General features: G+C 63.7%; 20 protein-coding genes and 1 pseudogene. 8 read left to right on the forward strand and 13 right to left on the reverse strand.

The window, feature by feature from the left end:
- Window positions 1-66: 66 nt before the first annotated feature.
- Complete coding sequence (locus tag YUA_RS0126460; protein WP_027533425.1) at window positions 67-1,245, reverse strand: acetyl-CoA C-acetyltransferase; 1,179 nt, start codon at window positions 1,243-1,245, stop codon at window positions 67-69.
- Between the two features lie 302 nt (window positions 1,246-1,547).
- Between YUA_RS0126460 and phaR the strand changes: the two genes are divergently transcribed.
- Together phaR and YUA_RS0126470 are read left to right on the forward strand one after the other, a co-directional pair.
- Window positions 1,548-2,141 (forward strand): polyhydroxyalkanoate synthesis repressor PhaR, encoded by a 594-nt coding sequence (gene phaR, locus YUA_RS0126465; protein ID WP_027533426.1) that lies wholly within the window; start codon window positions 1,548-1,550, stop codon window positions 2,139-2,141.
- 104 nt (window positions 2,142-2,245) lie between these two features.
- The gene (locus YUA_RS0126470; RefSeq protein ID WP_027533427.1) at window positions 2,246-2,866 is read left to right on the forward strand and encodes a trans-aconitate 2-methyltransferase; all 621 of its coding nucleotides are present in this window, start codon (window positions 2,246-2,248) and stop codon (window positions 2,864-2,866) included.
- A 163-nt stretch (window positions 2,867-3,029) separates the two neighbouring features.
- Here the strand turns inward: YUA_RS0126470 and YUA_RS45030 are convergent.
- Window positions 3,030-3,678: pseudogene (locus YUA_RS45030) on the reverse strand (aminotransferase class IV).
- A 150-nt stretch (window positions 3,679-3,828) separates the two neighbouring features.
- On the opposite strand from YUA_RS45030, the gene YUA_RS0126480 reads away from it, so the two are divergent.
- Window positions 3,829-4,764, forward strand: a complete 936-nt coding sequence (locus YUA_RS0126480; RefSeq protein WP_027533429.1) for an alpha/beta hydrolase — start codon at window positions 3,829-3,831, stop codon at window positions 4,762-4,764.
- A 9-nt stretch (window positions 4,765-4,773) separates the two neighbouring features.
- On the opposite strand, the gene YUA_RS52725 is transcribed toward YUA_RS0126480, so the two are convergent.
- The gene (locus YUA_RS52725) at window positions 4,774-5,019 is read right to left on the reverse strand and encodes a hypothetical protein (protein WP_027533430.1); all 246 of its coding nucleotides are present in this window, start codon (window positions 5,017-5,019) and stop codon (window positions 4,774-4,776) included.
- A gap of 215 nt (window positions 5,020-5,234) precedes the next feature.
- Between YUA_RS52725 and YUA_RS0126490 the strand changes: the two genes are divergently transcribed.
- Window positions 5,235-6,107, forward strand: coding sequence for a hypothetical protein (locus YUA_RS0126490; RefSeq protein WP_027533431.1), 873 nt, complete (start codon window positions 5,235-5,237; stop codon window positions 6,105-6,107).
- Between the two features lie 7 nt (window positions 6,108-6,114).
- On the opposite strand, the gene YUA_RS0126495 is transcribed toward YUA_RS0126490, so the two are convergent.
- Entirely contained in the window at window positions 6,115-6,675 is a 561-nt protein-coding gene (locus tag YUA_RS0126495; RefSeq protein ID WP_027533432.1) for a carboxymuconolactone decarboxylase family protein, read from the reverse strand.
- Window positions 6,676-6,837: 162 nt separating this feature from the next.
- On the opposite strand from YUA_RS0126495, the gene YUA_RS0126500 reads away from it, so the two are divergent.
- A complete protein-coding gene (locus YUA_RS0126500; RefSeq protein ID WP_156947232.1) occupies window positions 6,838-7,038 on the forward strand; it encodes a hypothetical protein in 201 nt (66 codons plus the stop codon).
- Window positions 7,039-7,054: 16 nt separating this feature from the next.
- Here YUA_RS0126500 and YUA_RS0126505 read toward each other — a convergent pair whose 3' ends face one another.
- On the reverse strand, window positions 7,055-7,519 hold the full coding sequence (locus YUA_RS0126505) for an Lrp/AsnC family transcriptional regulator (protein ID WP_027533434.1): 465 nt from the start codon (window positions 7,517-7,519) through the stop codon (window positions 7,055-7,057).
- 160 nt (window positions 7,520-7,679) lie between these two features.
- Between YUA_RS0126505 and YUA_RS0126510 the strand changes: the two genes are divergently transcribed.
- Complete coding sequence (locus tag YUA_RS0126510; protein ID WP_027533435.1) at window positions 7,680-8,696, forward strand: 1-aminocyclopropane-1-carboxylate deaminase; 1,017 nt, start codon at window positions 7,680-7,682, stop codon at window positions 8,694-8,696.
- Between the two features lie 68 nt (window positions 8,697-8,764).
- On the opposite strand, the gene recQ is transcribed toward YUA_RS0126510, so the two are convergent.
- The 7 genes from recQ to YUA_RS0126545 form a co-directional block, all read right to left on the reverse strand.
- Window positions 8,765-10,630: a DNA helicase RecQ gene (gene recQ / locus YUA_RS0126515; protein WP_027533436.1), complete on the reverse strand. Its 1,866-nt coding sequence runs from the start codon at window positions 10,628-10,630 to the stop codon at window positions 8,765-8,767.
- A gap of 102 nt (window positions 10,631-10,732) precedes the next feature.
- On the reverse strand, window positions 10,733-11,476 hold the full coding sequence (locus YUA_RS0126520) for a polysaccharide deacetylase family protein (RefSeq protein ID WP_027533437.1): 744 nt from the start codon (window positions 11,474-11,476) through the stop codon (window positions 10,733-10,735).
- A 106-nt stretch (window positions 11,477-11,582) separates the two neighbouring features.
- On the reverse strand, window positions 11,583-12,584 hold the full coding sequence (locus YUA_RS0126525; RefSeq protein WP_027533438.1) for a homoserine O-succinyltransferase: 1,002 nt from the start codon (window positions 12,582-12,584) through the stop codon (window positions 11,583-11,585).
- A gap of 11 nt (window positions 12,585-12,595) precedes the next feature.
- The gene (locus YUA_RS0126530) at window positions 12,596-13,897 is read right to left on the reverse strand and encodes an O-acetylhomoserine aminocarboxypropyltransferase/cysteine synthase family protein (RefSeq protein ID WP_027533439.1); all 1,302 of its coding nucleotides are present in this window, start codon (window positions 13,895-13,897) and stop codon (window positions 12,596-12,598) included.
- Between the two features lie 308 nt (window positions 13,898-14,205).
- Window positions 14,206-15,768 (reverse strand): amidase family protein, encoded by a 1,563-nt coding sequence (locus YUA_RS0126535; protein ID WP_027533440.1) that lies wholly within the window; start codon window positions 15,766-15,768, stop codon window positions 14,206-14,208.
- Window positions 15,769-15,891: 123 nt separating this feature from the next.
- The gene (locus YUA_RS0126540) at window positions 15,892-16,926 is read right to left on the reverse strand and encodes an aldo/keto reductase (protein ID WP_027533441.1); all 1,035 of its coding nucleotides are present in this window, start codon (window positions 16,924-16,926) and stop codon (window positions 15,892-15,894) included.
- 11 nt (window positions 16,927-16,937) lie between these two features.
- Window positions 16,938-18,119, reverse strand: a complete 1,182-nt coding sequence (locus YUA_RS0126545) for an MFS transporter (RefSeq protein ID WP_027533442.1) — start codon at window positions 18,117-18,119, stop codon at window positions 16,938-16,940.
- 98 nt (window positions 18,120-18,217) lie between these two features.
- On the opposite strand from YUA_RS0126545, the gene YUA_RS0126550 reads away from it, so the two are divergent.
- Both YUA_RS0126550 and YUA_RS0126555 read left to right on the forward strand, forming a co-directional pair.
- A complete protein-coding gene (locus YUA_RS0126550) occupies window positions 18,218-19,171 on the forward strand; it encodes a LysR family transcriptional regulator (RefSeq protein ID WP_027533443.1) in 954 nt (317 codons plus the stop codon).
- A 132-nt stretch (window positions 19,172-19,303) separates the two neighbouring features.
- On the forward strand, window positions 19,304-20,359 hold the full coding sequence (locus YUA_RS0126555; RefSeq protein ID WP_027533444.1) for an SMI1/KNR4 family protein: 1,056 nt from the start codon (window positions 19,304-19,306) through the stop codon (window positions 20,357-20,359).
- 320 nt (window positions 20,360-20,679) lie between these two features.
- Here YUA_RS0126555 and YUA_RS0126560 read toward each other — a convergent pair whose 3' ends face one another.
- On the reverse strand, window positions 20,680-24,015 hold the full coding sequence (locus YUA_RS0126560; RefSeq protein WP_027533445.1) for an AAA family ATPase: 3,336 nt from the start codon (window positions 24,013-24,015) through the stop codon (window positions 20,680-20,682).
- Window positions 24,016-24,057 lie beyond the last annotated feature (42 nt).

A 24,057-nucleotide genomic window follows, 5' to 3' on the forward strand; every position in this document is an offset into this window, starting at 1 on the left:
TTAGTCGCGTGCAACGCACTCATTCAAGTGTGCAGCGCACGCGCAAGTGACACGCGTCGGCTATCTTCAGTCGCGCGCCAGACACATCGCGATACCCATGCCGCCACCGATGCACAGCGTGGCGAGGCCCTTCTTCGAATCACGCTTTTGCATTTCGTGCAGCAGCGTCACCAGCACGCGCGCGCCGGAGGCGCCGACCGGATGGCCGATCGCGATCGCACCACCGTTGACGTTGACCTTGGAGGTGTCCCAGCCGAGGTCCTTGTTGACGGCGCAGGCCTGCGCCGCAAAGGCTTCGTTGGCCTCGATCAGGTCGAGATCGCCGACGCTCCAGCCGGCCTTCTTCAGTGCGGCGCGCGAGGCCGGGATCGGGCCAGAGCCCATGATCTTCGGATCGACGCCGGCCTGGGCCCAGGACACGATGCGCGCGATCGGCGTCTTGCCTTCCTTGGCGGCCTGCTTGGCGGTCATCAACACCACGGCGGCAGCGCCGTCATTGATGCCGGAGGCCGAACCTGCAGTGACCGTGCCATCCTTTTCGAAGGCGGGACGAAGCTTCGCCATCGCGTCGAGCGTTGCGCCGTGACGCGGATATTCGTCATCGCTGACGACGATGTCGCCCTTGCGCGTCTTGATGGTGACAGGGACGATCTCGTCCTTGAACTTGCCTGCCTTCTGAGCCGCCTCGGCCTTCTGCTGCGAAGCGACCGCGAATTCGTCCTGCTGGGCACGGGTGATCTGCCACTGCCGTGCGACGTTCTCGGCGGTGTTACCCATGTGGTAGCCGTTGAAGGCATCCCACAGGCCGTCCTTGATCATGGTGTCGACGAATTCGACTGGGCCCATCTTGACGCCGCCGCGCAGGTACTGGGCGTGCGGAGCCATGCTCATGGATTCCTGGCCACCGGCGACCACGATCTCGGAATCGCCGTTGAGCAGCGCCTGATAGCCGAGCGCGACCGTGCGCAGGCCCGAACCGCAGAGCTGGTTCACGCCCCAGGCCGGGCTCTCCACGGGAATGCCGGCCATGATCGAGGCTTGGCGGGCCGGGTTCTGGCCCTGAGCCGCGGTCAGGATCTGACCCATGATGACCTCCGAGACCCGGCCGGGCTCGATGCCACCACGTTCCAGCGCGGCCTTGATGGCGATGGCGCCGAGATCGTGGGCGGGAAGGGTCGCGAACGCTCCGTTGAAGCTTCCGACCGGGGTGCGGGCGGCGCTGACGATGACGACATCGTCTGACATGGGCATCTCCTGGTGTTGAATGGGGGCAGGCGGGGCTGGGGAAACGGCTCGCCAGTCTCGAACAGCATCCTGTTAACGTCGTTGAGGCATGTCAATCGGCGGGTGACCGAATTCATGCCGCAGCGCATTCAAAATAGCGTTCTTGGCGATTTCGCAAGCAGGTTTTTGCTGTGCAATTAACCGTGCCGCACAAAACGGTAGCGTGACCCCTTTGAAAATGCTTATTTTGTTGCGTTGCGTACTCTTCCCGCCCTGCGGTATTGCCGCAGGTTCCCGTTCTCAGCGTTTGCAAGTGAGAGCCCATGGCGAAATCAGACCAACCCACCACCATCAAGAAATACGCGAACCGCCGGCTCTATAACACCGGAACGAGCACCTACGTGACGCTGGAAGACCTCGCTGCCATGGTCAAGGACGGCGAAGATTTCCTGGTCTACGACGCCAAGTCCGGCGACGACATCACCCGCTCCGTGCTCGCCCAGATCATCTTCGAGCAGGAGAACAAGGCCGGCCAGAACCTGCTGCCGACCACCTTCCTGCGCCAGCTCATCCGCTTCTACGGCGACAGCATGCAGATGGTGGTGCCGAAATATCTGGAGCAGTCGATCGCGACGCTGACCCAGGAGCAGGAGAAGTTTCGCAAGCAGATCGCCAACACGCTCTCCGGTACGCCCTTTGCTCCGCTGGAAGAACAGGTCCGCCGCAACATGGAGCTGTTCCAGCAGACCTTCTCGATGTTCAAGCCGTTCGTTCCGCCGACGGGTCGCCCGGCAACAGCCGAGCCGGAGGCCGATGCCGGTGCCGAGCCGGCCAAGGACACCAACATCGACGATCTGCGCCAGCAGATGAAGGAGATGCAGGAACGCCTCGAAAAGATGTCGAAGAAGGACGAGTAAGTCTCTCGTCCGCACCGGCGCGTCCGCCTGCCGCGGGCGCGCAAACGACCAATTGATCGCAGCATCGCCACGTCGCCGCCATCCCGGTCAAGGCCGGAGCCGCCATGTCTGACCGAACCACGCACTGGCAGAACGTCTACGCCACCAAGGGCGAGACCGAGGTCAGTTGGTTTCAGGATAGTCCGGCGATCTCATTGGAGATGATTCGTGCGGCCAGGCCGGGTCGTGCTGCGGCCATCATCGATATCGGCGGCGGCGCGTCGCGATTGGTCGATGCACTACTTCAAGACGGATACCGCAATCTCGCCGTGCTGGACCTTTCCGCTAACGCGCTCGACGCGGCGAAGAGACGAATCGGCGCGGCCGCCTCGACGGTCGACTGGATCGTCGCCGACGCCACCACATGGCGGCCGGCAAAGACCTGGGGCGTCTGGCACGATCGCGCCGCGTTTCACTTCCTGACCGATCCGCTCGACAGGGCGGCCTACGTCGAACGCTTGCGGTCGGCGGTTATGCCGGGCGGGCAGGTGATCATCGCGACATTCGCGCCCGATGGCCCGGAGAGATGCAGCGGCCTGCCGGTGCAGCGGCACGACAGCGCCAGCCTTTCGGCGGAGCTCGGGCCGGAGTTCGAGCTGGTCGAGACACGCAACGAGACTCACCACACGCCGTGGCATTCGACGCAGGCATTTCAATTCAGCCGGTTTCGGCGACGGGGCTCATAGGAGACGGCGTGCGCATGCCACATTCTCGGTGTCGTCCTGGCGGAAGCCAGGACCATACCGCGTGATCCACCCGTAGTGCTCGGTGACAGTACCGGACAACAAGTCTTCGCCAAACATCTCCCTGGGGTAATGGGTCCGCTTTCGCCAGGACGACATCAGCCCCCTAAGCCGCCAGCTTCACCGCATGGGCAAAGTCCCAATAGAGCTTGCGCGCCTTGGTATAGAGCGGGCCCGGCTTCAGCTCGCGCGCGTCGATGCGAATCACCGGCGCGACTTTGGCGAAATTGCCGGTGGAGAAGATCTCGTCGGCGGCGAGGAAATCGGCATAGCGCAGCGTCTTCTCGACCACGGTGACGCCGTCGGCACGGAGCAGGCTGATGACGCGCTGGCGCGTGATGCCGTTGAGGAAGGTGCCGCATCGGCGCCTCGTAGATGCACAGGCACCAATTGGTGGTTTCAGGATCGAACAGCACGCCCCCGCCCGAGCCGTTCTGCGCCCAGTACATCGGACGAACATAGAGCTCGGCATTCGCCGCGAAGCGCGCGATGCCCTCGTTCGCGAGCGCCAGCCAGGTGCCGGCATCGACCACCGGCTTCAGGCCAAAATTGATCGCGGACTGATTGGCCCGGGCGACGTGTCGGTCGAGATCGGGCGCGACGCCTTCGAATGCGCGCGCACCGTCGAACACCACCGAGCCGAGCCAGGCCGCATGCGTGCGCGGCCCCATAATCGGCACATTGCCGTCATGCCATTTGCCTTCGAAGAAGGTCCAGCTCGGCGAATATTCGATCGGCTTCTTGATCTCGGCCATGACCGGCCTCCCCTCGAAAAATATCCGGGCACTATTGTCCCAATTTCTAAACGATTTGCTGAGGCGAAGCACCAACTCTCCCCTCCAGGGAGGTTTAGACAACATCGCGACCAAACCGGCTATAGTGTGGGGCACGTCACGGAGTTCCCCATGCCGCTCGATCCGCTCGCAAAGCGCTTGTTGACCATGATGGCCGCGGCTGCGCCGCAGGCGCGGAGCCGGCCGAGCGTGGAAGCGCGGCGGCAATCGCTGGCGAAGCTGATGCAGTTCGCGCGTGTCGAGGCGCCGGATGTAACGGCGTCCGACGGCACGCTGCCCGGCCCCGGTGGCGATCTGCCCTATCGGCTCTATTCGCCCGCGTCTGCCGGCGAGCGCGCGCCGGGCTTCGTGTTCTTTCATGGCGGCGGGCTCGTGGCCGGCAGCATTGCGACGCACGACCGCATCGCGGCTGCGCTCGCGCATGCGACCGGCTGCCGTCTCGTTTCGGTCGACTACCGCCTCGCGCCCGAGAACAAATTTCCTGCTGCTGTCGACGATGCGATCGCGGCGACTGAATGGGTCGCGCGCGAAGCATCCTCACTCGGCATCGACGCCGAGCGGCTGGTTGTCGGCGGCGATTCCGCCGGGGCGACGCTGGCTGCGATCGTATGCCAGGAGGCGGCGCGGAGCGCAGGCCTCTCCATCGTCGCACAATGCCTGATCTGCCCGGTGCTGGATTTCGAGGAGACCTCGCCCTCGCGCGCGGCCTTCGCCGAGGGTCATCTGATCGATTGCGCCACCATCGAGGCCGATCTGTCCGATTACCTGCCCGAGGGCCTGGATGCCGCCGATCCCCGCATCTCGCCGCTGCGCGCGACGCGGCTCTCAGGCCTGCCGACCGCGATCATCCATACCGCCGAATTCGACCCGATGCGCGACGAGGGCAATGCCTATGCGCGCAAGCTGCTCGCCGCTGGCGTCGCGGTCGAGCACGTCTGCCACGACGGCATGGTTCACAATTTTCACGCCATGGGCGCGATCCTGCCGCAGGCGCAGCTCGTGCTGTCGCAGATCGGCGAGCAGGTCAGGCGCGCGGTGGAGAAATAAAGGCGCGAATCACACGCGCGCGTCAAGCACGGCCCTGGCCGCCACGATATAGTCGGGCCAATGCGCATCCGCATAGCACTCGGCCTGCCGTGCGCAAGTCACGTCGGGTGCGTGCGCGGCGGCAATCATGCGCGCGAAACGTTCTTCGGCAACTGTCGCATCCCCAACGGCGGGCGCCGGTGCAGCGGCCACGGCGGTCGGAGCCACGGCGAGCCCCGCCATTCCAGCGAGCAGGATGCGGCGTGACGTGTTCATGGCTGTCGTCCTCCATTGTCCGGCCTGCACTGTGGCCGGCGAGTGTGTCAGTGCGATCACGGCAGGGTAACCGCGGACATCCGCATCGTCCATTGCCCGCGGATAGACCTTGACCACACGAACGATCACGTTCCATCTAGCGAGCGGTTCCATCATTAGAGCGCCACGCGTCGGATTGTCACGTGTCCCACCGCAGCCCAACGTCCGCCTCGGTCTTGCGCGCTGTCGCGATCGGACTGCTTTGTCTGACGATTCCGGCGGGCGCCGCCCACGCCACCGATGATGAGGAGGACACACCGGCAAAGCCCGTCGTCCCGAACATCTACCTCGATCTCCGCACGACCTATGCCACGATCCCCGCGGGCACGCTCGGGCTCGGCTTCGGCAACACCTCACTCTCGGCCGCGTTTGAAGCACTGGCGGCACAACGCGGCGCGATGTTGCAGAACGGCTTGCCTGCCGCGAAATCGATAGCCGTCGATCTGCCGCTGACCGTGGACGTCAGCGATCGCGTGTCGCTCTATGGCGGTGTATCAGGCTCGACGACGGATATCGGCGGCGGCTGGTCGACATTCGACATCACCAGCTGGAACATCGGCGTACAGGCCGACCTCCACCAGCAGAACGGCGGCAGGATCCCGACGATCACGCTGCAATCCACGCTGACCCAATCGGTGCCGAACGAACAGGGCATGACGAATTCGTTCAACCACGTCCTGGAGTTCGACTACGCCCTGGATGAAGACGAAACGCGCGGCTGGATTGCCGGCGTGCAATATACCCGCACCGACGTCGCCAGCCTGATTGCCCGGATCAGGCCGAACACGATCCTCTACGCCGGCGGCTATTACCAATGGCCGAGCAACTGGAAATTCACCGGGCGCCTTGGCGTGCAGTCATTCGGCGGTGGACAACTCGCGGGCCGGACGCTGGCGGAGCCGTTCACCCAGCCGATCCTGCGCCTCGACCTCGACCGCATGGATGACAACGACAACCGTCTGTTTGGCATCACCGCACAGATCGCGTGGATGCCGAAACCGTCCTACCAGGTGACGTTGCGCACGCCGCTTTACGCCGTGCGCAACTAGCCGCCGGCTACTCCGGCACCGGCACGTCGAAAGTGTTGAGCGTGACCGAGACCATGCAATAGACGCCGACGAGATAGGACAGCTCGGCCGCGCCGTGCTCGCCGAATTCCTTCACTGCAGCCCGATAGGTCAGCTCGGGCAGCACGCCGCCGCTCACGAGCGCAGACGCCATATCGTAGGCGACCGCTTCCTGCTTGGTGAGATCCACCGGCCGCTGTCCGGCGACGATGGTCGCGAGCTTCTCGTCGGAGAGACCGCGCTGCTCGGCCACCAGCACATGGGCATAGAGCTCGTAACCGGAGCGGAAATGCGAGCCGGTGACAAGGATCGCCACCTCGCGCACCGGCGCCGGCAGCAGCGGGTTCGATGCGATCGCCTTGACCAGCTCCCACACCGGCCCGCCGAAGCGTGGCTCGCGGATCCAGGGATTCCAGGGCCCCAGCAGCGCGCCGTCGTCGCGCATGTTCACAAAGCCCTTGAAGTGGTCCTTGATGCCCGCTTGCATGTCGGCATAGAGCGGCTTCTGTTCCTCGGTCAGATCCTTCGGATCGAGAATGGGAAGGCGCATGGCAAGATCTCCTCGTTGCGAAACCGGAAGGCTCGCCCGCACAAGCGCGCAAGGCAAGTGAAGTTGCCGTGACGACCGTGCGATTTGGCAAGAGGCATGGAGGCGTCGGCGCAATCGAGTTGCGTTCGCCGCAGTTGGCGAATCGTGAAATGGAGGATCAATATGCGGAAGCTTGCGGTATTTGTTCTTGCAAGCGCCATGCTGAGCGGCGGGCTTTATCTTACGGCCAACCAATTACTCTTCAGCCCCATCATCTTCGTTAGATTTGTAATCGGCGGAATCATATTGGCATCCGCAGGTGCATGGTTGCTTTGGGTAGATATCCTCGCACCCGCACTCAATATTCGCACCTCAGAAGACTGATGCATTGAACGGTCGCTCAAAACTCCAGCGGCGCGTTGTCGACGACCTCCTTCATCACGAAGAAGGTGCGGGTCTGGCGAACGCCGGGGAGCGCGATGAGCTGCTCGCCGTGAATGCGGTTGAAATCCTCCATGTCGCCGACGCGGATTTTCAGGAAGTAGTCGAAGTCGCCGGCCACGAGGTGGCAGTCGAGCACGAATTTCAGCCTGGCGATCGCCTGCTCGAAGGTCGCAAAGCTCTCCGGGGTCGAGCGGTCGAGCACGACGCCGACCATCACCAGCGTGCCCTTGGCCACCTTCTTCGGCGCCACCATGGCGCGGACCCCGGCAATAAAGCCGTCCTCGAACAGCCGCTGGGTGCGGCGATGGCAGGTGGCGGGGCTGATCGCGACGGTTTCGGCCAGCTCGGCATTGCTGAGCCGGCCGTTATTCTGCAGCAATCTCAACATCTTGAGGTCGATGCGATCGAGACGAGCGGACATGGAAGAAGGTTCCGTAAATTCGCGCTATTGCGGAAGGAATATTAGTCTATGGCGCGATACTCGCAAGATTAAGCGCAATATGGACGCAATATTCGAAAGCACCTTTTTGCGGCGCAATGCTAGCCACATCCCAGACACCAACGCCAATCGGGATGATCCAATGAGACTGGACAAATTCGTGCGCTATCCGCTGACCTTCGGCCCGACGCCCATCGAGAAGCTGGAACGGCTGTCGAAGCATCTCGGCGGCAATGTTGAAATCTACGCCAAGCGTGAGGACTGCAATTCCGGCCTCGCCTATGGCGGCAACAAGCTGCGCAAGCTCGAATACATCATTCCCGATGCGATCGCCTCGAACGCCGACACGCTGGTCTCGATCGGCGGCGTGCAGTCGAATCACACCCGCATGATCGCCGCCGTCGCCGCCAAAATCGGCATGAAGTGCCGCCTGGTGCAGGAAGCCTGGGTGCCGCACGAGGACGCCGTCTATGACCGCGTCGGCAACATCATGCTCTCGCGCATCATGGGCGCCGACGTGCGCCTGGTCGACGATGGTTTCGACATCGGCATTCGCAAGAGCTGGGAGCAGGCGATCGACGAGGTAAAGGCCGCCGGCGGCAAGCCCTACGCAATCCCGGCCGGCGCCTCCGTGCACAAATTTGGCGGCCTCGGCTATGTCGGCTTCGCCGAGGAAGTGCGCAAGCAGGAAGCTGAACTCGGCTTCAAGTTTGACCACATCATCGTCTGCACCGTGACCGGCTCGACCCATGCCGGCATGCTGGTCGGCTTCGCCGCCGACGGCCGTGAGCGGAAGGTGATCGGCATCGATGCATCCTTCACGCCGGCGCAGACGAAATCGCAAGTGCTCGAGATCGCGCAGAACACCGCAAAACTCGTCGAGCTCGGCAAGGAGCTCGTGGCCGACGACGTCGTGCTGATCGAGGACTACGCCTATCCCGCCTATGGCGTGCCGTCGGAAGAAACCAAGGAAGCGATCCGCCTCAGTGCGCGCCTCGAGGGCATGATCACCGACCCCGTCTACGAGGGCAAGTCGATGCAGGGCCTGATCGACCTCGCGCAGAAGGGCTATTTCGAGAAGGGCGCGAAGATCCTGTACGCCCATCTCGGCGGCGCGCCGGCACTGAATGGATATGCGTACGCCTTCCGGAACGGCTGAGGCGACGCACACCAAATGAGATGAGTCTGTAGCCCGGATTTCGCGAAGCGCAATCCGGGCTACGAGATCTACCGCGTCTTGACGATCTGCAGCAGCTCGTCGCCGTAATGCTCGAGCTTCTTGTCGCCGATGCCGGGGACGTTGCGCAATTCGTCCAGCGTGGTCGGCCAGGCCCGGACGATGCCGTCGATGGTGGCGTCGTGCAGCACGACATAGGCCGGCACGCCACGCTCGCGCGCGATATCCGAGCGCCAGGAGCGTAGCCGCGCGCGCAGTTCGGGATCGACATCGCCCTGCGGTGCGCCGGCCGCCGGTGCGAGATCGCCGCGGCGGGACTTTGTGCGGCTGGCACGAACGCGAGTCGTTGGCGCCTCCTCGCGCAGCCACACCTCAGTCTCCCCGCGCAGCACGCCACGCGCGGTCTCCGTCAGCTTCAGCGCGCCAAAGGCTTCGCTGTCGCTCTGCAAATGCCCCATCGCGACCAACTGACGCAGCACGGTGCGCCATTGCTTCTCATTGAGCTCGCGCCCGATGCCGAACACCGATAGCTTGTCATGGCCGAACTGCGTCACCTTCTCGGTCAGGCGTCCGATCAGCACATCGATCAGATGCATCGCGCCGAAACGTTGTCCGGTGCGATAGGCGCAGGACAAGAGCTTCTGCGCCAGCACCTTGCCCTCTCGCATTTTGGGCGGCGTCAGGCAGTTGTCGCAATTTCCGCAGCTCTCTCCATGCAAGGTCTCGCCGAAATAGCCGAGCAACCGCTTTCGGCGGCACTGCGCGGTCTCGGCGAGCCCGACCAGTGCGTCGAGCTTGCCGATCGACACGCGCTTGAAATCGTCGGAACCGCTGGACTCGTCGATCATGCGGCGCTGCTGCACGATGTCGGAGAGCCCGTAGGTCATCCAGGCCGCCGACGGCTTGCCGTCGCGCCCCGCGCGCCCGGTTTCCTGGTAATAAGCCTCGATGCTCTTGGGCAGGTCGAGGTGGGCGACGAAGCGTACGTCGGGCTTGTCGATGCCCATGCCGAAGGCGATGGTCGCGACAATGACGATGCCGTCCTCGTTGAGGAAGCGATCCTGGTTGCGGGAGCGCACGCTGCTGTCGAGGCCGGCGTGATAGGGCAGCGCCGCAATGCCGGCTTCGGCGAGCGCCGCGGCAACCTCCTCGACACGATTGCGTGACAGGCAATAGACCACGCCGGCGTCTCCGGCATGGCGCTCCCGGATGAACTCCTTCAGCTGCGACACCGCATTGCGCTTGTCGACGATCTCATAGCGGATGTTGGGCCGGTCGAAGCTCGAGACGAATTGCGGGCTATCTGTCAGCTGGAGCCGCTGGACGATCTCCTTCCGCGTCAAATCGTCGGCGGTCGCGGTCAGCGCGATGCGCGGCACGTCGGGAAAACGCTCGGCGATGATGGAGAGGCCGACATATTCGGGCCGGAAGTCATGACCCCATTGCGAGACGCAGTGCGCCTCGTCGATCGCGAACAGCGCCACCTTGGCCTGCGCCAGCATCGACAGGCAGCGTGGCGTCACCAGCCGTTCCGGTGCGACATAAAGCAGGTCGAGATCGCCCGCGATCAGGCGCCGCTCGATGTCGGAGGCCTCCTGCAATGTCAGCGAGGAGTTCAGCGCCGCCGCGTTGACGCCGGCCTCGATCAGGCCCGCGACCTGGTCACGCATCAGCGCGATCAGCGGCGAGACAACGATGCCGCAGCCTTCGCGCAACAGCGACGGCAATTGATAGCACAACGACTTGCCGCCGCCGGTCGGCATCAGCACCAGGCAATTGCCGCCGTCGGTGACGTGCCGGATGATTTCGCCTTGCGCGCCTCGGAACCCCGGCAGGCCGAACACCGAATGCAGCACCGACAGCGCATCGCGGCCATCGGCCGGCGCTGGCAGCGAAGCGGTGGAAGGGGCGGACATGGGCGTGTCGGGGGTTTGCGAGATTCGTCACAAGGCCAGTCGCATGACGGAGCTGGCGTTGCAAGTCCATCTTCTCCCAACGAGCGGGGGACGGACGAAAAGCTACGCCCCGATCCTGCGCAAGGCTTCGGCGACCGTCACGATCGGCATGTTGCGCGCTCCGGCGGCCTTCAACGCGTGGCGCAGCAGGTCGGGCGTGCAGCCATAGGGGCTCGGCGCATCGACGACATCGTGGCCGTAGAAGATCAGCCAGCCGCCGCTAGCGACGGCCTCGTCGAAGTAACGGTCCACGCCATCCGTATCGATCTCGCAAGTGACCAACGGCGAAGCGCGCAGGAACTGAAGATCGATGACATCGCTGTTGACGCCCGGAAGGATCCCTCGCGCGGAGCGGAAGTTTTGGGCGAGCTGCGGTTTGCGCCAGACCGAGGCGAGGCCGTAGGGATAGGCAAAATTCTCAAGCCGGATCGAGGGATCGATGCCGAAAAAATGACTGCGGTTCCGCTCGATCTCGCGCGCCATCGCGCTCTCGTCGAGATCGACCGCGCGCAAATGCGAGAAAGTGTGGCAGCCGATCTCGTGGCCGCCGCGATGCAGCCGAACGATCGCATCGTTCGACAGGCCGTGCCAATGATCCCTGGGCTGATCGACCAGGCTGCCGGCGAGGTAGAACGTACCGCGCCCGCCATGCGCTTCCAGCAGCGAGGCGCCCTCGCCTGCGGCGCTGTCGGGCGCGTCATCGAAGGTGAAGCTCACCATCGGCGCGTGCGCCGGCAAGCGGTGCGGCGCCGCGCGGAAATGGCGGGCCAGCCGATTGCTCAAGCGTCCGTTGAGGGCCGACAGCACGGGTGCATTCCCTGTGATTCCATATGTCTCGACTGAAACATTTGCGCGCGGCCTTAGGCAAGCTTAACGCCAGGGTAATCCTAACGCGCAACCAACAACCCCTGGGTTAACGCGCCAGCAGCGGAGCTTTAGCGTCCGCGCCGAGATATTGCAGCCAATTGCGGAAAAGTGCGGTCGCGGCGCTGCCGGCCGCAATATCGGTGCGCAAAGTCAGCGCCGGCAATTCATTGGTAAGTGCCGGATGGCGCTGATGCCTCGCCCGCTTTTCGAATCGAACCAGCTTCTCCTCCGTCGCTGCGTCAAAATAACTCATGGGGAGCGCCGGATAGGCCTCCCGCTCGCGCGCGAGGAAGCGGCCGATGTCGCGCAGATATTCGCGCTGGAGCGACAGCGCGTCATATTCGGGATGACCCTGGAAGAACACGAAGCGGCTGTCATACTGCCGCACGAAGACGTCGACGCCAGCCTGGGCAGACCGGGTCAGCACCTGATAGCCGGCCTGCGTGAGATCCCCCTCGGTCACTTCGTTGAGACGCGAATGCGAGACCTTGAGCGGCGCCGGCGCATCGCGCGTCAGCGGGTCGCCGGTTACGGATTCGCAGTCGAAGATGCCATGACATTTGGACGGCAGGCGCTGTCGCTCGATGCGGTCGAGATGCAGCACCGCCGCATGTGCGGCAAGGCATGACCAGATCGTCGAGCGGGTATTGGTCCTGGCCCAGTCGATCAGCTCGGTGAGATCGCGCCAGTACGGCTCCTGGTCGAGCTCGGGCGCGACCGGTTCGGCGCCGGTCACGATCAGCCCGTCGAACTTCTGGCGCTTGAGATCGGAGAGATCGGAATATTCGCTCTCGACATGCCACTTCGCTTCCGGCGAGCGCTTCACCGACGGCAGCGAGAAGCAATGAAAGCGGATGCGGCGCGGCCCTGCGGCGGCCTGAAGCAGCTTCATGAACTGGCGCTCGGTCGCCTTCAGTGCCGTATCCGGCATATTGTTGATCAGGCCGATGGTGAGCTCGGCGCCGGCATGATCGCGCGCGAGGTCGCCCTCGGCCGGCACCAGCGCCGGGCTTGCGACACCTTGATCCCTGTCGATCAAGACGCTCATCGGCCGATTGCCTACTCCGCGGCCTGAAGACGCGCGGCAGGACACGCCTTTTCCAGCGCCTGGTCGATGTCCTCGATGATATCGGCGACATGCTCGATGCCGATCGAGAGGCGGATCGTCTCTGGCAGCACACCAGCTGTGCGCTGCTGCTCCGGCGACATCTGCCGGTGCGTGGTCGAGGCCGGATGGCAGGCCAGCGACTTGGCATCGCCGATATTGACGAGCCGCGTGATCAGCTTCAGCGCGTCGTAGAAATTCTTGCCGGCTTCCATGCCGCCCTTGATGCCGAAGGTGAACAGCGAGGACGCGTTGCCGTCGAGATACTTCTGAACCAGCGGATAATAGGGGCTGTCCGGGAAGCCGGTGTAGTTGACCCAGGCGACGCGCGGATCGTTGCGCAGGAATTCGGCGACCTTGCGGGCGTTCTCGCAATGGCGCTCCATGCGCAGCGCCACCGTCTCGATGCCCTGGAGCAGAAGGAAGGCGTTGAACGGCGACAGCACCGAACCCATGGTGCGCTGATAGACGCTGCGCGCGCGCTCGATATAGGCGGTCCTGCCGAAGCGCTCGGCATAGATGAGGCCGTGATAGGAGGCGTCCGGCTTGTTGTAGGCCGGGAAGCGGTCGGCGTGCTTGGCCCACGGGAAGTTTCCGGAATCGACGATGGCGCCGCCGAGCGTGGTGCCGTGGCCGCCCAGAAACTTGGTCAGCGAATGCACGGCGATATCGGCACCGTAGTCGAACGGCTTGAGCAGGATGGGCGTGGCGACCGTGTTATCGACGATCAGCGGCACGCCATGGGCATGCGCGATCTTGGCCAGCGCCTCAATGTCGCAGACATTGCCGGCGGGATTGCCGATGGTCTCGGCAAACACGGCACGGGTGTTTTCGTCGATCAATCTCTCAACCGCCTCGGGCTTGTCGCTCTCGGCGAAGCGGCCGGTGATGCCCTGTCGCGGCAGGATGTGAGAAAGCAGCGTGTGCGTAGTGCCGTAGAGCTGCGGCACGGACACGATGTTGCCGCCGTGGTCGGCGACGTTGACGAAGGCGAAATGCAGTGCAGCCTGCCCGGTCGCGACCGCGAGCGCGCCGACGCCGCCTTCGAGCTCGGCGATGCGCTTCTCCAGCACGGCGCTGGTCGGATTGGCGATGCGGCTGTAACGAAAACCTTCGGCCTCGAGATTGAAGAGGGCTGCGCCATGATCGGCGCTGTCGAAGGCGTAGGCCGCGGTCTGGTAGATCGGCACGGCAACCGCGTGCGTGGTGGCTTCGGGCTCGTAGCCGGCATGAATAGCGATCGTCTCGTTGCGCATCGTACCACCTCCGCGTGGCGCGGGCCGCACTTATTGGCCTGTATGAGGCATGTGCGTTGTCCGCCGCCCCTCTGTTAGAGGCGGGTGGTAAAGCGGACAATAAATCGCTTAGAGATCGAGGAAGTAACCCTAATGATTGTTGGTGAATTGGCTAAAATTTGAGTCAATTTGGATTAATGAACTCAATCCGCGGGCGACCAAAAAGCCTGCGCGCGAAAAGTGGACGACGCTTGCCTCACACCTGACGACCGGATCCCGCCGGCTCATCGGGGCTTCGCGCATGTTGCGCGAAAGCCCCGAGAGCAAGATCAGGCCATCGTCTCCCAGAGCCGGTGGGTCAGCACGCCGGCGCGCTTCTCGATCGCGGCGGCAGCGTCCAGCGCGAGATCCTCGCGGTAGCGGCCCGCGATGAGCTGCACGCCGATCGGCTTGCCATCGTGCAAGGCCACCGGCACCACGGCGCCGGGCAGCCCCAGCACGTTGATCGCCGAGATGAAGCGGATCTCGCCCCAGAAGATTTCCTGCACGCGTTCGGCACTGACGGTGTCGTCGCGCGGACCCGGCGTCGGCTTCACCGTGGTCGGCGCCAGCACCACCGGATACTCCTCGAAGAACAGCTGCCAGGCACGGATATGGCCGTTGCGCGCGGCTGTCGCCTGCATCCACGCCTTGAGATCGAGCGTGCTCGCCTTGGTCTTCATGCCGCCCCACGCCTTGTGGAAATCTTCCGACGTGACTTTCAGCATGCCGGCCTCCTGCATCACCACCGTCTCGTTGGTGATGATGTCGCACCAGGTCTGCCAGACGCCGTTGATGTCCGGCACGTCGACCTCGCTGACGCGATAGCCGGAGCGCTCCAGATGATCCGCGGCCTGACGCAGCGCCGCGCTGACCGCCGGATCGACGTGCATGTCTTCCGGGATTTTTGCCAGCGCAACCTTGATCGGACCCTTCGGCTTCGGCCCGGTCAGCGACGCCGGCACCCACCAGGGATCGCGCGGATCGCGCTGGCTCATCACTTCCAGCGCAAGACGGACGTCGCCGACGTGGCGGGCAAGCGGCCCCTGCGCCGACATGAGATGCGCCAGCATCGGCCGCTCGGCCGTCGCGCTTGCGTTGAAGGCAGGAATACGGCCCTGCGTCGGCTTGATGGTGGCGACGCCATTGCAATGCGCCGGCCAGCGCAGCGAGCCGCCGATGTCGTTGCCATGCGCGATGGTGCCGATGCCGGCAGCGACCGCCGATCCCGCGCCGCCCGAGGAGCCGCCGCAGGTGATGTTTGGGTCCCAGGGATTGAGCGTCAATCCGTGCAGCGGATTATCGGTGAAGCCGCGGAACGAGAATTCCGGCGTGTTGGTGAGGCCGATGACGATCGCCCCAGCCTTCTTCAGGTTACGCACCACCGGCGAATCCGACGGCGCAACGAGGTCCTTGTTGGCGGGGACGCCGTTGAAATTGGGCCGGCCTTCGTAGTCGACGTTTTCCTTGATGGTGACGGGCACGCCGTGCAGGAGGCCGAGCTCGCCGCCCTTGGCGCGCTGCTTGTCGGCCGCATGCGCGGCCTTCAGCGCGTCCTCGCCAAGATCGACGACGACCGCATTGAGCCGGGGATTGACCGCATGCATCCGCTCCAGATGCGCCTCGACGGTTTCCACCGCGGAGATTGCGCCGGAGCGGATCGCAGCCACGGTCTCCACTGCCGACCATTGCCAGGCCGGCCCCTTGGGACTGCGTGCGGCGGCCGATTTGCGCGGCGCAGCCTTCGTGGCCGTCTTCGCGGCCGCACCCTTGAGGGCGACCGCCTTCTTGCTCGAGGTCTTCGCTGCGTTCTTTGCAGCACTTTTCTTCTTGGTCGCCGCCTTCTTCGCCACGTCGCATCTCCTGAAATTGTGGCGCGGAGGTTACGGATGGCAATAAGGCCTGTACAGCCGCGTTTCTGCATGGCGTATTGGCGGGAGCAGCCAATGCGACCAAATGTCAGCGATGACCACCGCTCATACCGGCGGCGGGTTCAGTCGCGCAAATCCGTCCTGGATGCGATAGGGATAATAGGGATAGGGCGGCATCACCACGCTGACCTCGTCGAGGCGCTTGAGCTGATCCGCGCTCAGCGACCAGCCGACCGCACCGAGATTGTCGCGCAACTGCGCCTCGTCGCGGGCGCCAATGATCACCGAGGAGACGGTGGGGCGTGACAGCAGCCAGGCGATGGCGACCTGCGGCACCGTACGGCCGGTCTCGTCCGCAATCGCATCGAGCACATCGACGATCGCGTAGAGCCGCTGCTCGTCCACGGGCGGACCGAACTGCGCCGTCGCATGCAGGCGGCTGGTTTGTGGCAAGGGCTGATCGCGCCGGATCTTGCCGGTGAGCCGGCCCCAGCCGAGTGGGCTCCAGACCAGCGCGCCAACGCCCTGGTCGCGCGCAAGCGGCATCAGCTCCCACTCATAGTCGCGGCCGAGCAGCGAGTAATAGACCTGGTGCGCGACATGACGCGGCCAGCTGTGGCGATCGGCGACGGCGAGCGACTTCATCAATTGCCAGCCAGAGAAATTGGAGACGCCGGTATAGCGCAGCTTACCGGCCCGCACGAGCGTATCGAGTGTAGACAATACCTCCTCGATCGGCGTGAACGCGTCGAAGGCGTGGAGCTGGAGCAGATCGATATAGTCGGTGCCAAGCCGCCGCAGCGCCGATTCCACCGAGGTGAGCAGCCGATGCCGCGACGAGCCGGAATCCAGCGGACCATCACCTGTCGGCAGGCTCATCTTGGTCGAGATCAGCACCTTGTCGCGCCGGCCCTTGATGGCGGCGCCGAGAATCTCCTCGGAGGCGCCGTTGGAATAGACGTCGGCGCTGTCGAACAGATTGACGCCGACCTCGAGGCAAATGTCGACCAGCCGGCGCGCCTCCTCGGCACCGCTGCGGCCCCAGGCCGAAAATAGCGGGCCTTGCCCGCCAAACGTGCCGGTGCCAAAGCTGAGAACGGGCACCTTTAGTCCGGAAGCGCCGAGATTGCGGTATTCCATGTGCGTCTCCCCTATTCCGCCGGGCACGCCGCGACTGCGGCCTGCCTGCGGTCGAGCTGGAGACTCCACAGCGCCAGCACGAGTCCGATTGCGGTGATGCCGGCCGCAACCAGTGGCAGCGCGGACAGTCCGAGCCCGCGATCGATGGTGACGCCGCCGGCCCAGGCACCGAGCGCATTGCCGAGATTGAACGCGGCAATGTTGAGGCTTGACGCAAGCGTGCGGCCGCTCGGGCCGGCCGCCTCCAACACGCGAAGCTGGAGCGGCGCGACCGTTGAAAACGCCGCGATGCCAAGCAGCAGGATCAGCGCAATGGTGGGAATCTTGACCGACAGCACGGCGGCGAGACCGAGCAGCACGATGGCAAGCGCGGCCAGCGTACCGGTCAGCGCGCGGGCGAGGCCACGGTCGGCGAGCTTGCCGCCGGCGACGTTGCCGATCGCAAGCCCGAGACCGAACACCAGCAGAATCGGCGAGACGGCGGCTTCCGAAAAGCCGGTGAAACGGGTCAGGATCGGCTGGATATAGGTGAAGACGACGAACAGGCCGGCAAAGCCGAACACGGTCATGGCGAGGCCAAGCAACACCTGCCCGCGCCCGAGCACGGCAATCTCCTCGGCGAGCGAGATCGGCTTGTCGCCGTTGCCGACATGGCCGGGCACGAGCGCCGCCACCACCGCAAAGGCGATCACGCCGATCACCGTCACCGCCCAGAACGCCGCGCGCCAGCCGAGCATCAGGCCGAACCAGGCACCGAAGGGTACGCCGAGCAGCGTCGCGACCGTGAGGCCGATGAACATCGTGGCGATGGCGGAGGCGCGCTTGTCCTCGGCGACCAGGCTGGTCGCCACCACCGAACCAACACCGAAGAACGTGCCATGGGCGAGCGAGGTCAGTACCCGTGCGGCCATCAGCAATTCGTAGTTCGGCGCCAGCGCGCAGGCCGCGTTGCCGAACGTAAAGATCGCCATCAGCGCCAGCAGCACGGTCTTTCGCGGCAGCCGGCGGGTCGCCAGGGTCAGCACGGGCGCGCCGACGAACACGCCGAGCGCATAGCCGGAGATAAGCAGCCCCGCGACCGGCACGGAAACGTGCATGTCGGCGGCGACCTGGAGCAGCAGGCCCATGATGATGAATTCGGTGGTGCCGATGCCGAAGGCACCGGCGGTAAGCGCGAGGACGGCGGGAGGCATGCGTGGCTCCAATGGATGAGACGAGCCACGCAGATAGCCGCGCTCACGCAAAACCATTAGAATGTCCGCAATCCAATCATTTGTGACGTGAATTCAACATGGCCCGCTTCGACACCAACCGCTCCGCCGAGATGGAGGTTTTCGTCCGCGTCGTCGACTTCGGCGGATTCACCCAGGCAGCGCGAAAACTGCGCCTGACACCATCAGGCGTCAGCAAGCTGATCTCGCGGCTGGAGGAACGGCTCGGCTCCCGCCTGATCAACCGCACCACGCGCAAGCTGATCCTGACGGAGGAGGGCCAGGCCTTTTACCAGCGCGCCGTACGCATCCTCGGCGAGATGGAAGAGGCCGAACGCGAAGCGGCATCCGGCGCCACGCCGCGCGGCCGCCTCACTGTCAACAGCAACATTCCCTTCGGCATGTTACATCTGATGCCACTGATCCCGCGCTTCCTCGCGTGGCATCCCGAAATCACGCTCGATCTGGTCCTGACCGACACGCTGATCGACCTGATGCAGGAGCGCGCCGATGTCGCCATCCGTGTCGGTCCCTTGCGCGCTTCACGCCTTATTGCGCGAAAGCTCGGTACCAGTCGCATGGTTGTCGTCGGCGCGCCGGATTATTTGGCGCGCGCAGGCACACCGAAGACGCCGGCGAATCTCGCTGAGCACCGCGGCATCAGTTGGACCTTTCCACGCATCCGCGGCGGCTGGCCGTTCAAGCGCGGCGACCGCACCGAGGAAGCCGTGCCGCCGCCGGTCGCCCGCGTCAGCGACGGCGAAGCTGCTCGCCGCCTCGCGCTCGGCGGCGTCGGCCTCGCCCGCCTCGCCATCTTCCACATCGGCTCCGACATTGAATCCGGCCGCCTCGTGCCGGTGCTGCAAGGCTATAACCCCGGTGACCGCGAAGACATCCACGCCGTCTATGTCGGCCACACAGCACCCCTGCCCGCGCGCGTGCGTGCGTTCATCGATTTTCTCGCCGAGCACGTACGCGTGAGCGATCCGGCGCTGAAGCGCGCGGAGAATGGGCGATGGAAATTGGTCAGATGAGGTTGATTGGCGGAGAGAGTGTCAGTCAATCCTGATTGAAGTATAAGCTGCTTTTCATTCCAAACGGTGGCAACCAACGGTCCTGGCTGCCGGGCGCTTAGACACGCCTCATAACACGATAGGGTGACGAGGATGACGGCGAAAAGGCCCTTTGACGGGTTCGATTTCGAAGGCTTCTGGGACGACTGTCCGTATTCCCTGGAGAACTATGTCGAGCCTCCGCCGAGCGACGAGCTGATCGCCTCCATTGAGCAGGAATTGGGTGGGTATCGGCTGCCGGCGACCTATGTCGACCTCGCACGGCGCCACAATGGGGGAATGGTCAAGCGCAACTGCCACCCAATGAAGGAGCGTACAGGCTGGGCGGAGGATCACGTGGCTATCGAGGGGCTCTACGCCATCGGCCGCACGTCCAAATATTCGCTCGCCGGGCAATTGGGCGCCAAGTTCATGATCGAGGAATGGCGCTATCCACCGATCGGAGTCGCCATCGCCGATACACCGACCGCGGGCCACGAACTGATTATGCTCGACTACCGGGCCTGTGGAAAACAAGGCGAGCCGCAGGTCGTGTATGTCGACCAGGAGGATGACTACAGCATCACTGTCGTTGCGCCCGATTTCGAGACCTTCATTCGAGGCTTGGTCGAGGAGTCCGAGTACGACACCGCCGAGGAGGATCGGGCTGCGGCGATTGCAACCGTCGAGCGGGGAACGTTATCACCAATCGTGGTGCGGGCCTTGGCCGCCGTCGGCGACCGTCTACCGAACGGCGAGCGAATATTGCGAGCCCTGGCCCGGCAGATCGTGGACGAGAAGGGCTTCTTCGCCTTGCACGACGACGAGCGCTCGCACCTGATGTATGGACTGATGTTCTGGCTCTATTCGAGCCTTTGTACCGCCAGGTCCTTCGAAGCTTTCGTGGACCGTCCCGCGACCGGTGCCTCCTACGACGACTCGATTTGTTACGAGCTGATGATCGCTTTCGACCTTGTCGCCGACCCTTACGACTTCAACACGCGCGGGTACGCCGAGGGCTTCGTGAGAGACTGGTGGGACGCATGCGTCGCCAGCGGCGAAATCGTCGAGATGGCGGAAGGCTACTGTCTCACTCCCAAGGCCGAGGCGACCCTGCTTGGGCGCTTAGCGACGATTGCAGGCCCCCAACTCAATAAGCCAGCGCGATGATTTGAGATTGATGCGATCCAGTCTCGGAGCTTCCTTTGCGCGCGCCGGCGGCTCACATATTTTGCGGCCCAATCAGGCCAGACGATCAAACAACGTTTCGAAATCGCGCCAATGGCGAGAGAGTAGGCTGTCAACCTGGCTGAAGTTGTGCGACTTTTTCGCTGCGACGTTCATAAACTACGGTCCTGGCTACGGCATTTGCTGCGCTCGTTCAGACACTATTCCACCGCGGCTTCAGGTGCCTGCAGGTGCGCCCCAGAGGCTGGGTTGACTGTCCACGAGGATTGACAGCCGAAGATGCGGCCGCCTTCATAGTTCATTCAGACTGCAAAATCGGTCAGCAGTGTACGGGCTTCGACGAGATCCGGCTCTTCCAAATCTTCGCTGAACCAATCGTAGATCGGCGCAAGTATATCGCGCGCTAGTTGCAGCCGGCCGCAGGACGCCTGGAGTCTGGCCCTTGCAATGCTCGCGCGAAGCTCAGGTAGCTTCGCTTCTTGAGCAGCCGCTGTTTCGATCGCAACGCGGAACTCGGCGTCCGCGCGGTGCTGGGCCGCCGCGCTGGCTGCGCACAACAGCAGCTCGCCGCGCTCGCGGTGAAGCTCGGCGTCGCACCAGCTCTCGCCCGTCGAGTTGGCAATCGAGGTCGCTTGATCAATGAAGCGAAGCGCCTCAGTGACTTTTCCGCCTTTTTTATGGAGGGTAGACAATAGCCTGAGATGGTGCGGGATGCGAAGACCGGCGTTGGTACGCCGGAAGTCGTCAAGCGCCGCGTCGTATGCTGAGAGACCTTCATCGAGCTGGCCGGACTCGGCGATCGCCCAGGCGCGGACAAGGCTACTCCAGGCACCATAATAGTCGAAGCCGTGCTCAGCGCAGAGGCCCCGTGCTTCTGTGGCGGATTCGAGCGCGGCTACGGGGTCCCGCCGGAATTGATGCAACATTGCCAGATAGTTGAGCGCGAGCACAATGCTGAATGGATGTGAAATCTCGCGCGCGACGGTTAAACCCGCCCGGGCCATCTTAAGGGCACGAGCGGGATAGCCGAGATGCCAGTCGCAATGGCTGATATAGGCATTGCAGAAAACGCCCATGTTGATTCCGTAGACTTCGGAGTGGTAGCGGCCGCGGAATTCGCCTGCGTTTGCGCTTCTCTCAAGCAAATCTCGTGCGAATTGGAATTCGCCGAGGTGAAAAGATACCACGCCTGCGAAATGGTCAGTCTCGACCAGAAGGGCAGGGTCAGCGCTTCGCTTCGCCAGGCTGGCTGCCTCCTCCATAAGGCTTGTTGCACCGCGTAGGTTGGCACGCACATGGTAAACGTAGCCGAGCCCTCTTAGTGCCAGTAACAGATCATGCTCGCTTCGCAGCTCTCGACTGAGCTCTTGTGCCCGCTGGTATGCTGCTTCTGCTTCGCGCGAGGCGAATCCCTTGGTGGCGATGAGCGGGCCGCCGAGTGCAAGCTGCAAGGAGAGCTCGCAACGTGAGCGCGATTCGCCAGGAGAAAGTGCTTGGGTGCACTCGAGTCCAAATCTCAAATGAGCAATGGCCTCCATGTTCGCAGATCGACTGGCTGCTAGGCGACCCGCCCGCAACCAGTATGGAATAGCCCTCTCCGCGAGCCCCGCCTCGCTGAAATGACCGGCGACCAGCTCCGGCTGGCCTTCAACTAGCTGTGGAAACAGCGCCTCGATTGAGGTGCCAATGCGCGCGTGCAGCTCTTGGCGGCGTCGCTTCAGCAGGCTTTCGTAGGCGGCGTCGCGCACCAGAGCGTGCTTGAAGGTGTAGGTAGCAGCCGGCAGAAGCCCTCGCCGAAAGATGAGCTCCGCCGAGAGCAATCGGTCAAGCGCCACGGCGAGTTCCGTTTCTGGCATCGAAACGGCCGCTGCAAGCAGCTCATGATCGAACTCGCGGCCGATACAGGCTCCGATCTGCGCGACTTCCTTCACCGGCCCGAGACGATCGAGGCGAGCCATCAGCGAATCGTGCAGCGTCGCCGGGATCGCCACGGACGGAAATGGTCCGGCAAGCGCGTACCGGTCCCCGGCATCACGGAGAATGCCGGCTTCCAACACGGCTTTCGTGAGTTCTTCGGTAAAGAGCGGCACACCCTCGGTGCGCGCCAGTATTTGCCGTAGAACCTCCTCCGGTAGCGCCTTGCCGTCTGTGATCCGGTCGACGAGCGCAATCATCTGGGTTCGTGGAAGGCGGTTCAGTGTGAGCAGCGTGACATGCGGAAAGCCGATCCATGGAGCCGGGAACTCGGGGCGAAACGTCGCGACGAGCAGCACGGGCAGATCCTGAAGCCTGTTGACGATCTGATCAAAAAGCTCGTGCGAGGTTGGATCCAGCCAGTGCGCATCCTCTAGCACCATCAAGACGGGGCCGCGCGCGGCGACTCGATCAATCCGGGACATGAACGCCCGGAAGAGAAGTATTTTCCTTTGCTGTGGCGGCAAGGCCGCCATCGCGCCAGACATCGGGTTAGGAATGCCCAGCAGATCTGCGAACAGCGGTAGTAAATCGCCGAGCGATTCCTCGCCTTCTTCAGAAAGGAGTGATTCAAGACGCTTCAGGCGCTTTTCCCAGCTATCGTCAGCTGCAAAGCGAGCCGTCCGCCCGAGCTGGGAAACGAACGGGAAGAGGGCGCTGTTTGTATGATGCGGCGAGCAGGCGTAGCTAATGAGCGTGATAGGCGCGGCCTTCAGCCTCTCGCGTAGCGCGACCACCAGTCGTGATTTTCCAATCCCTGGCTCGCCCGAAATGAGGACAACCTGCCCGGCTCGCCCTTCTGCTAGCTGCCACCGCGACAGCATGAGATGGAGCTCCTCGCCGCGCCCGACCAGTGGCGTGACATGCGCTCCGTGCAAGGCCTCGAACCTGCTCTCAGCCCGGCCTTCGCCGATGACCCGCCACGCCGGGACCGGTTCGGCAAAACCCTTGAGACAAAGAGAGCCGAGCCCGGCCAGTTCGAACAAGTCGCCGACCAGGCGGCGCGTGCTGTCGGCAATGACGATGGTGCCGGGCTCTGCTACCTGCTGCAGACGGGCAGCTAGATTTGGTGTTTCCCCAGTCACGGCCTCTTCTTTCGCGGCCCCCTCACCGAGCAGATCGCCCACCACCACTAGCCCGGTGGCGATGCCGATACGCGCTGCCAGAGAATTTCCTGCGCCGTCCGACATGCTGCCGACCGCAATGGCGACAGCGAGTCCCGCTCGGACAGCTCGCTCTGCCGCGTCTTCGCTCGCTCGAGGCCACCCGAAATAAGCGAGAATGCCATCCCCCAGAAACTTCGCGACGTGCCCTTCGAGCCTTGCGATTTCTCCTGCCACCGCATTCTGGTAGGAGCGCATGATCTCGCGCAGCTCTTCGGGATCGACCCGTCGGCTGAGATCCGTCGAGCCGGTGAGATCCACGAACATCAGTGTGAGCTGTCGGCGTTCGGCCGATACGGGCGCCCGAATGGCGCCCGTAGCCGCCGGCAAGGAGCCGATTGCATCAAGAATCTTCCGCCGATGGCCGACAGCCCGGACTCCAATCTCCTTAAGATCATCGGCTGTCAGACGAGGCAGCACCTCAAGGTCGATAGCATTGTCACGGAACGTCAGCTCATAGGACTGCAAGCCCAGGCCGCGCAGCCATTCTCCGATGTCCAACTTCGTCTCCGTAGACTGCTCAGCTGCAGTTTCCTCCTCTGT

Origin of the sequence: Bradyrhizobium sp. WSM3983, assembly GCF_000473045.1 — a bacterium.
Taxonomy (GTDB): Bacteria; Pseudomonadota; Alphaproteobacteria; order Rhizobiales; family Xanthobacteraceae; genus Bradyrhizobium.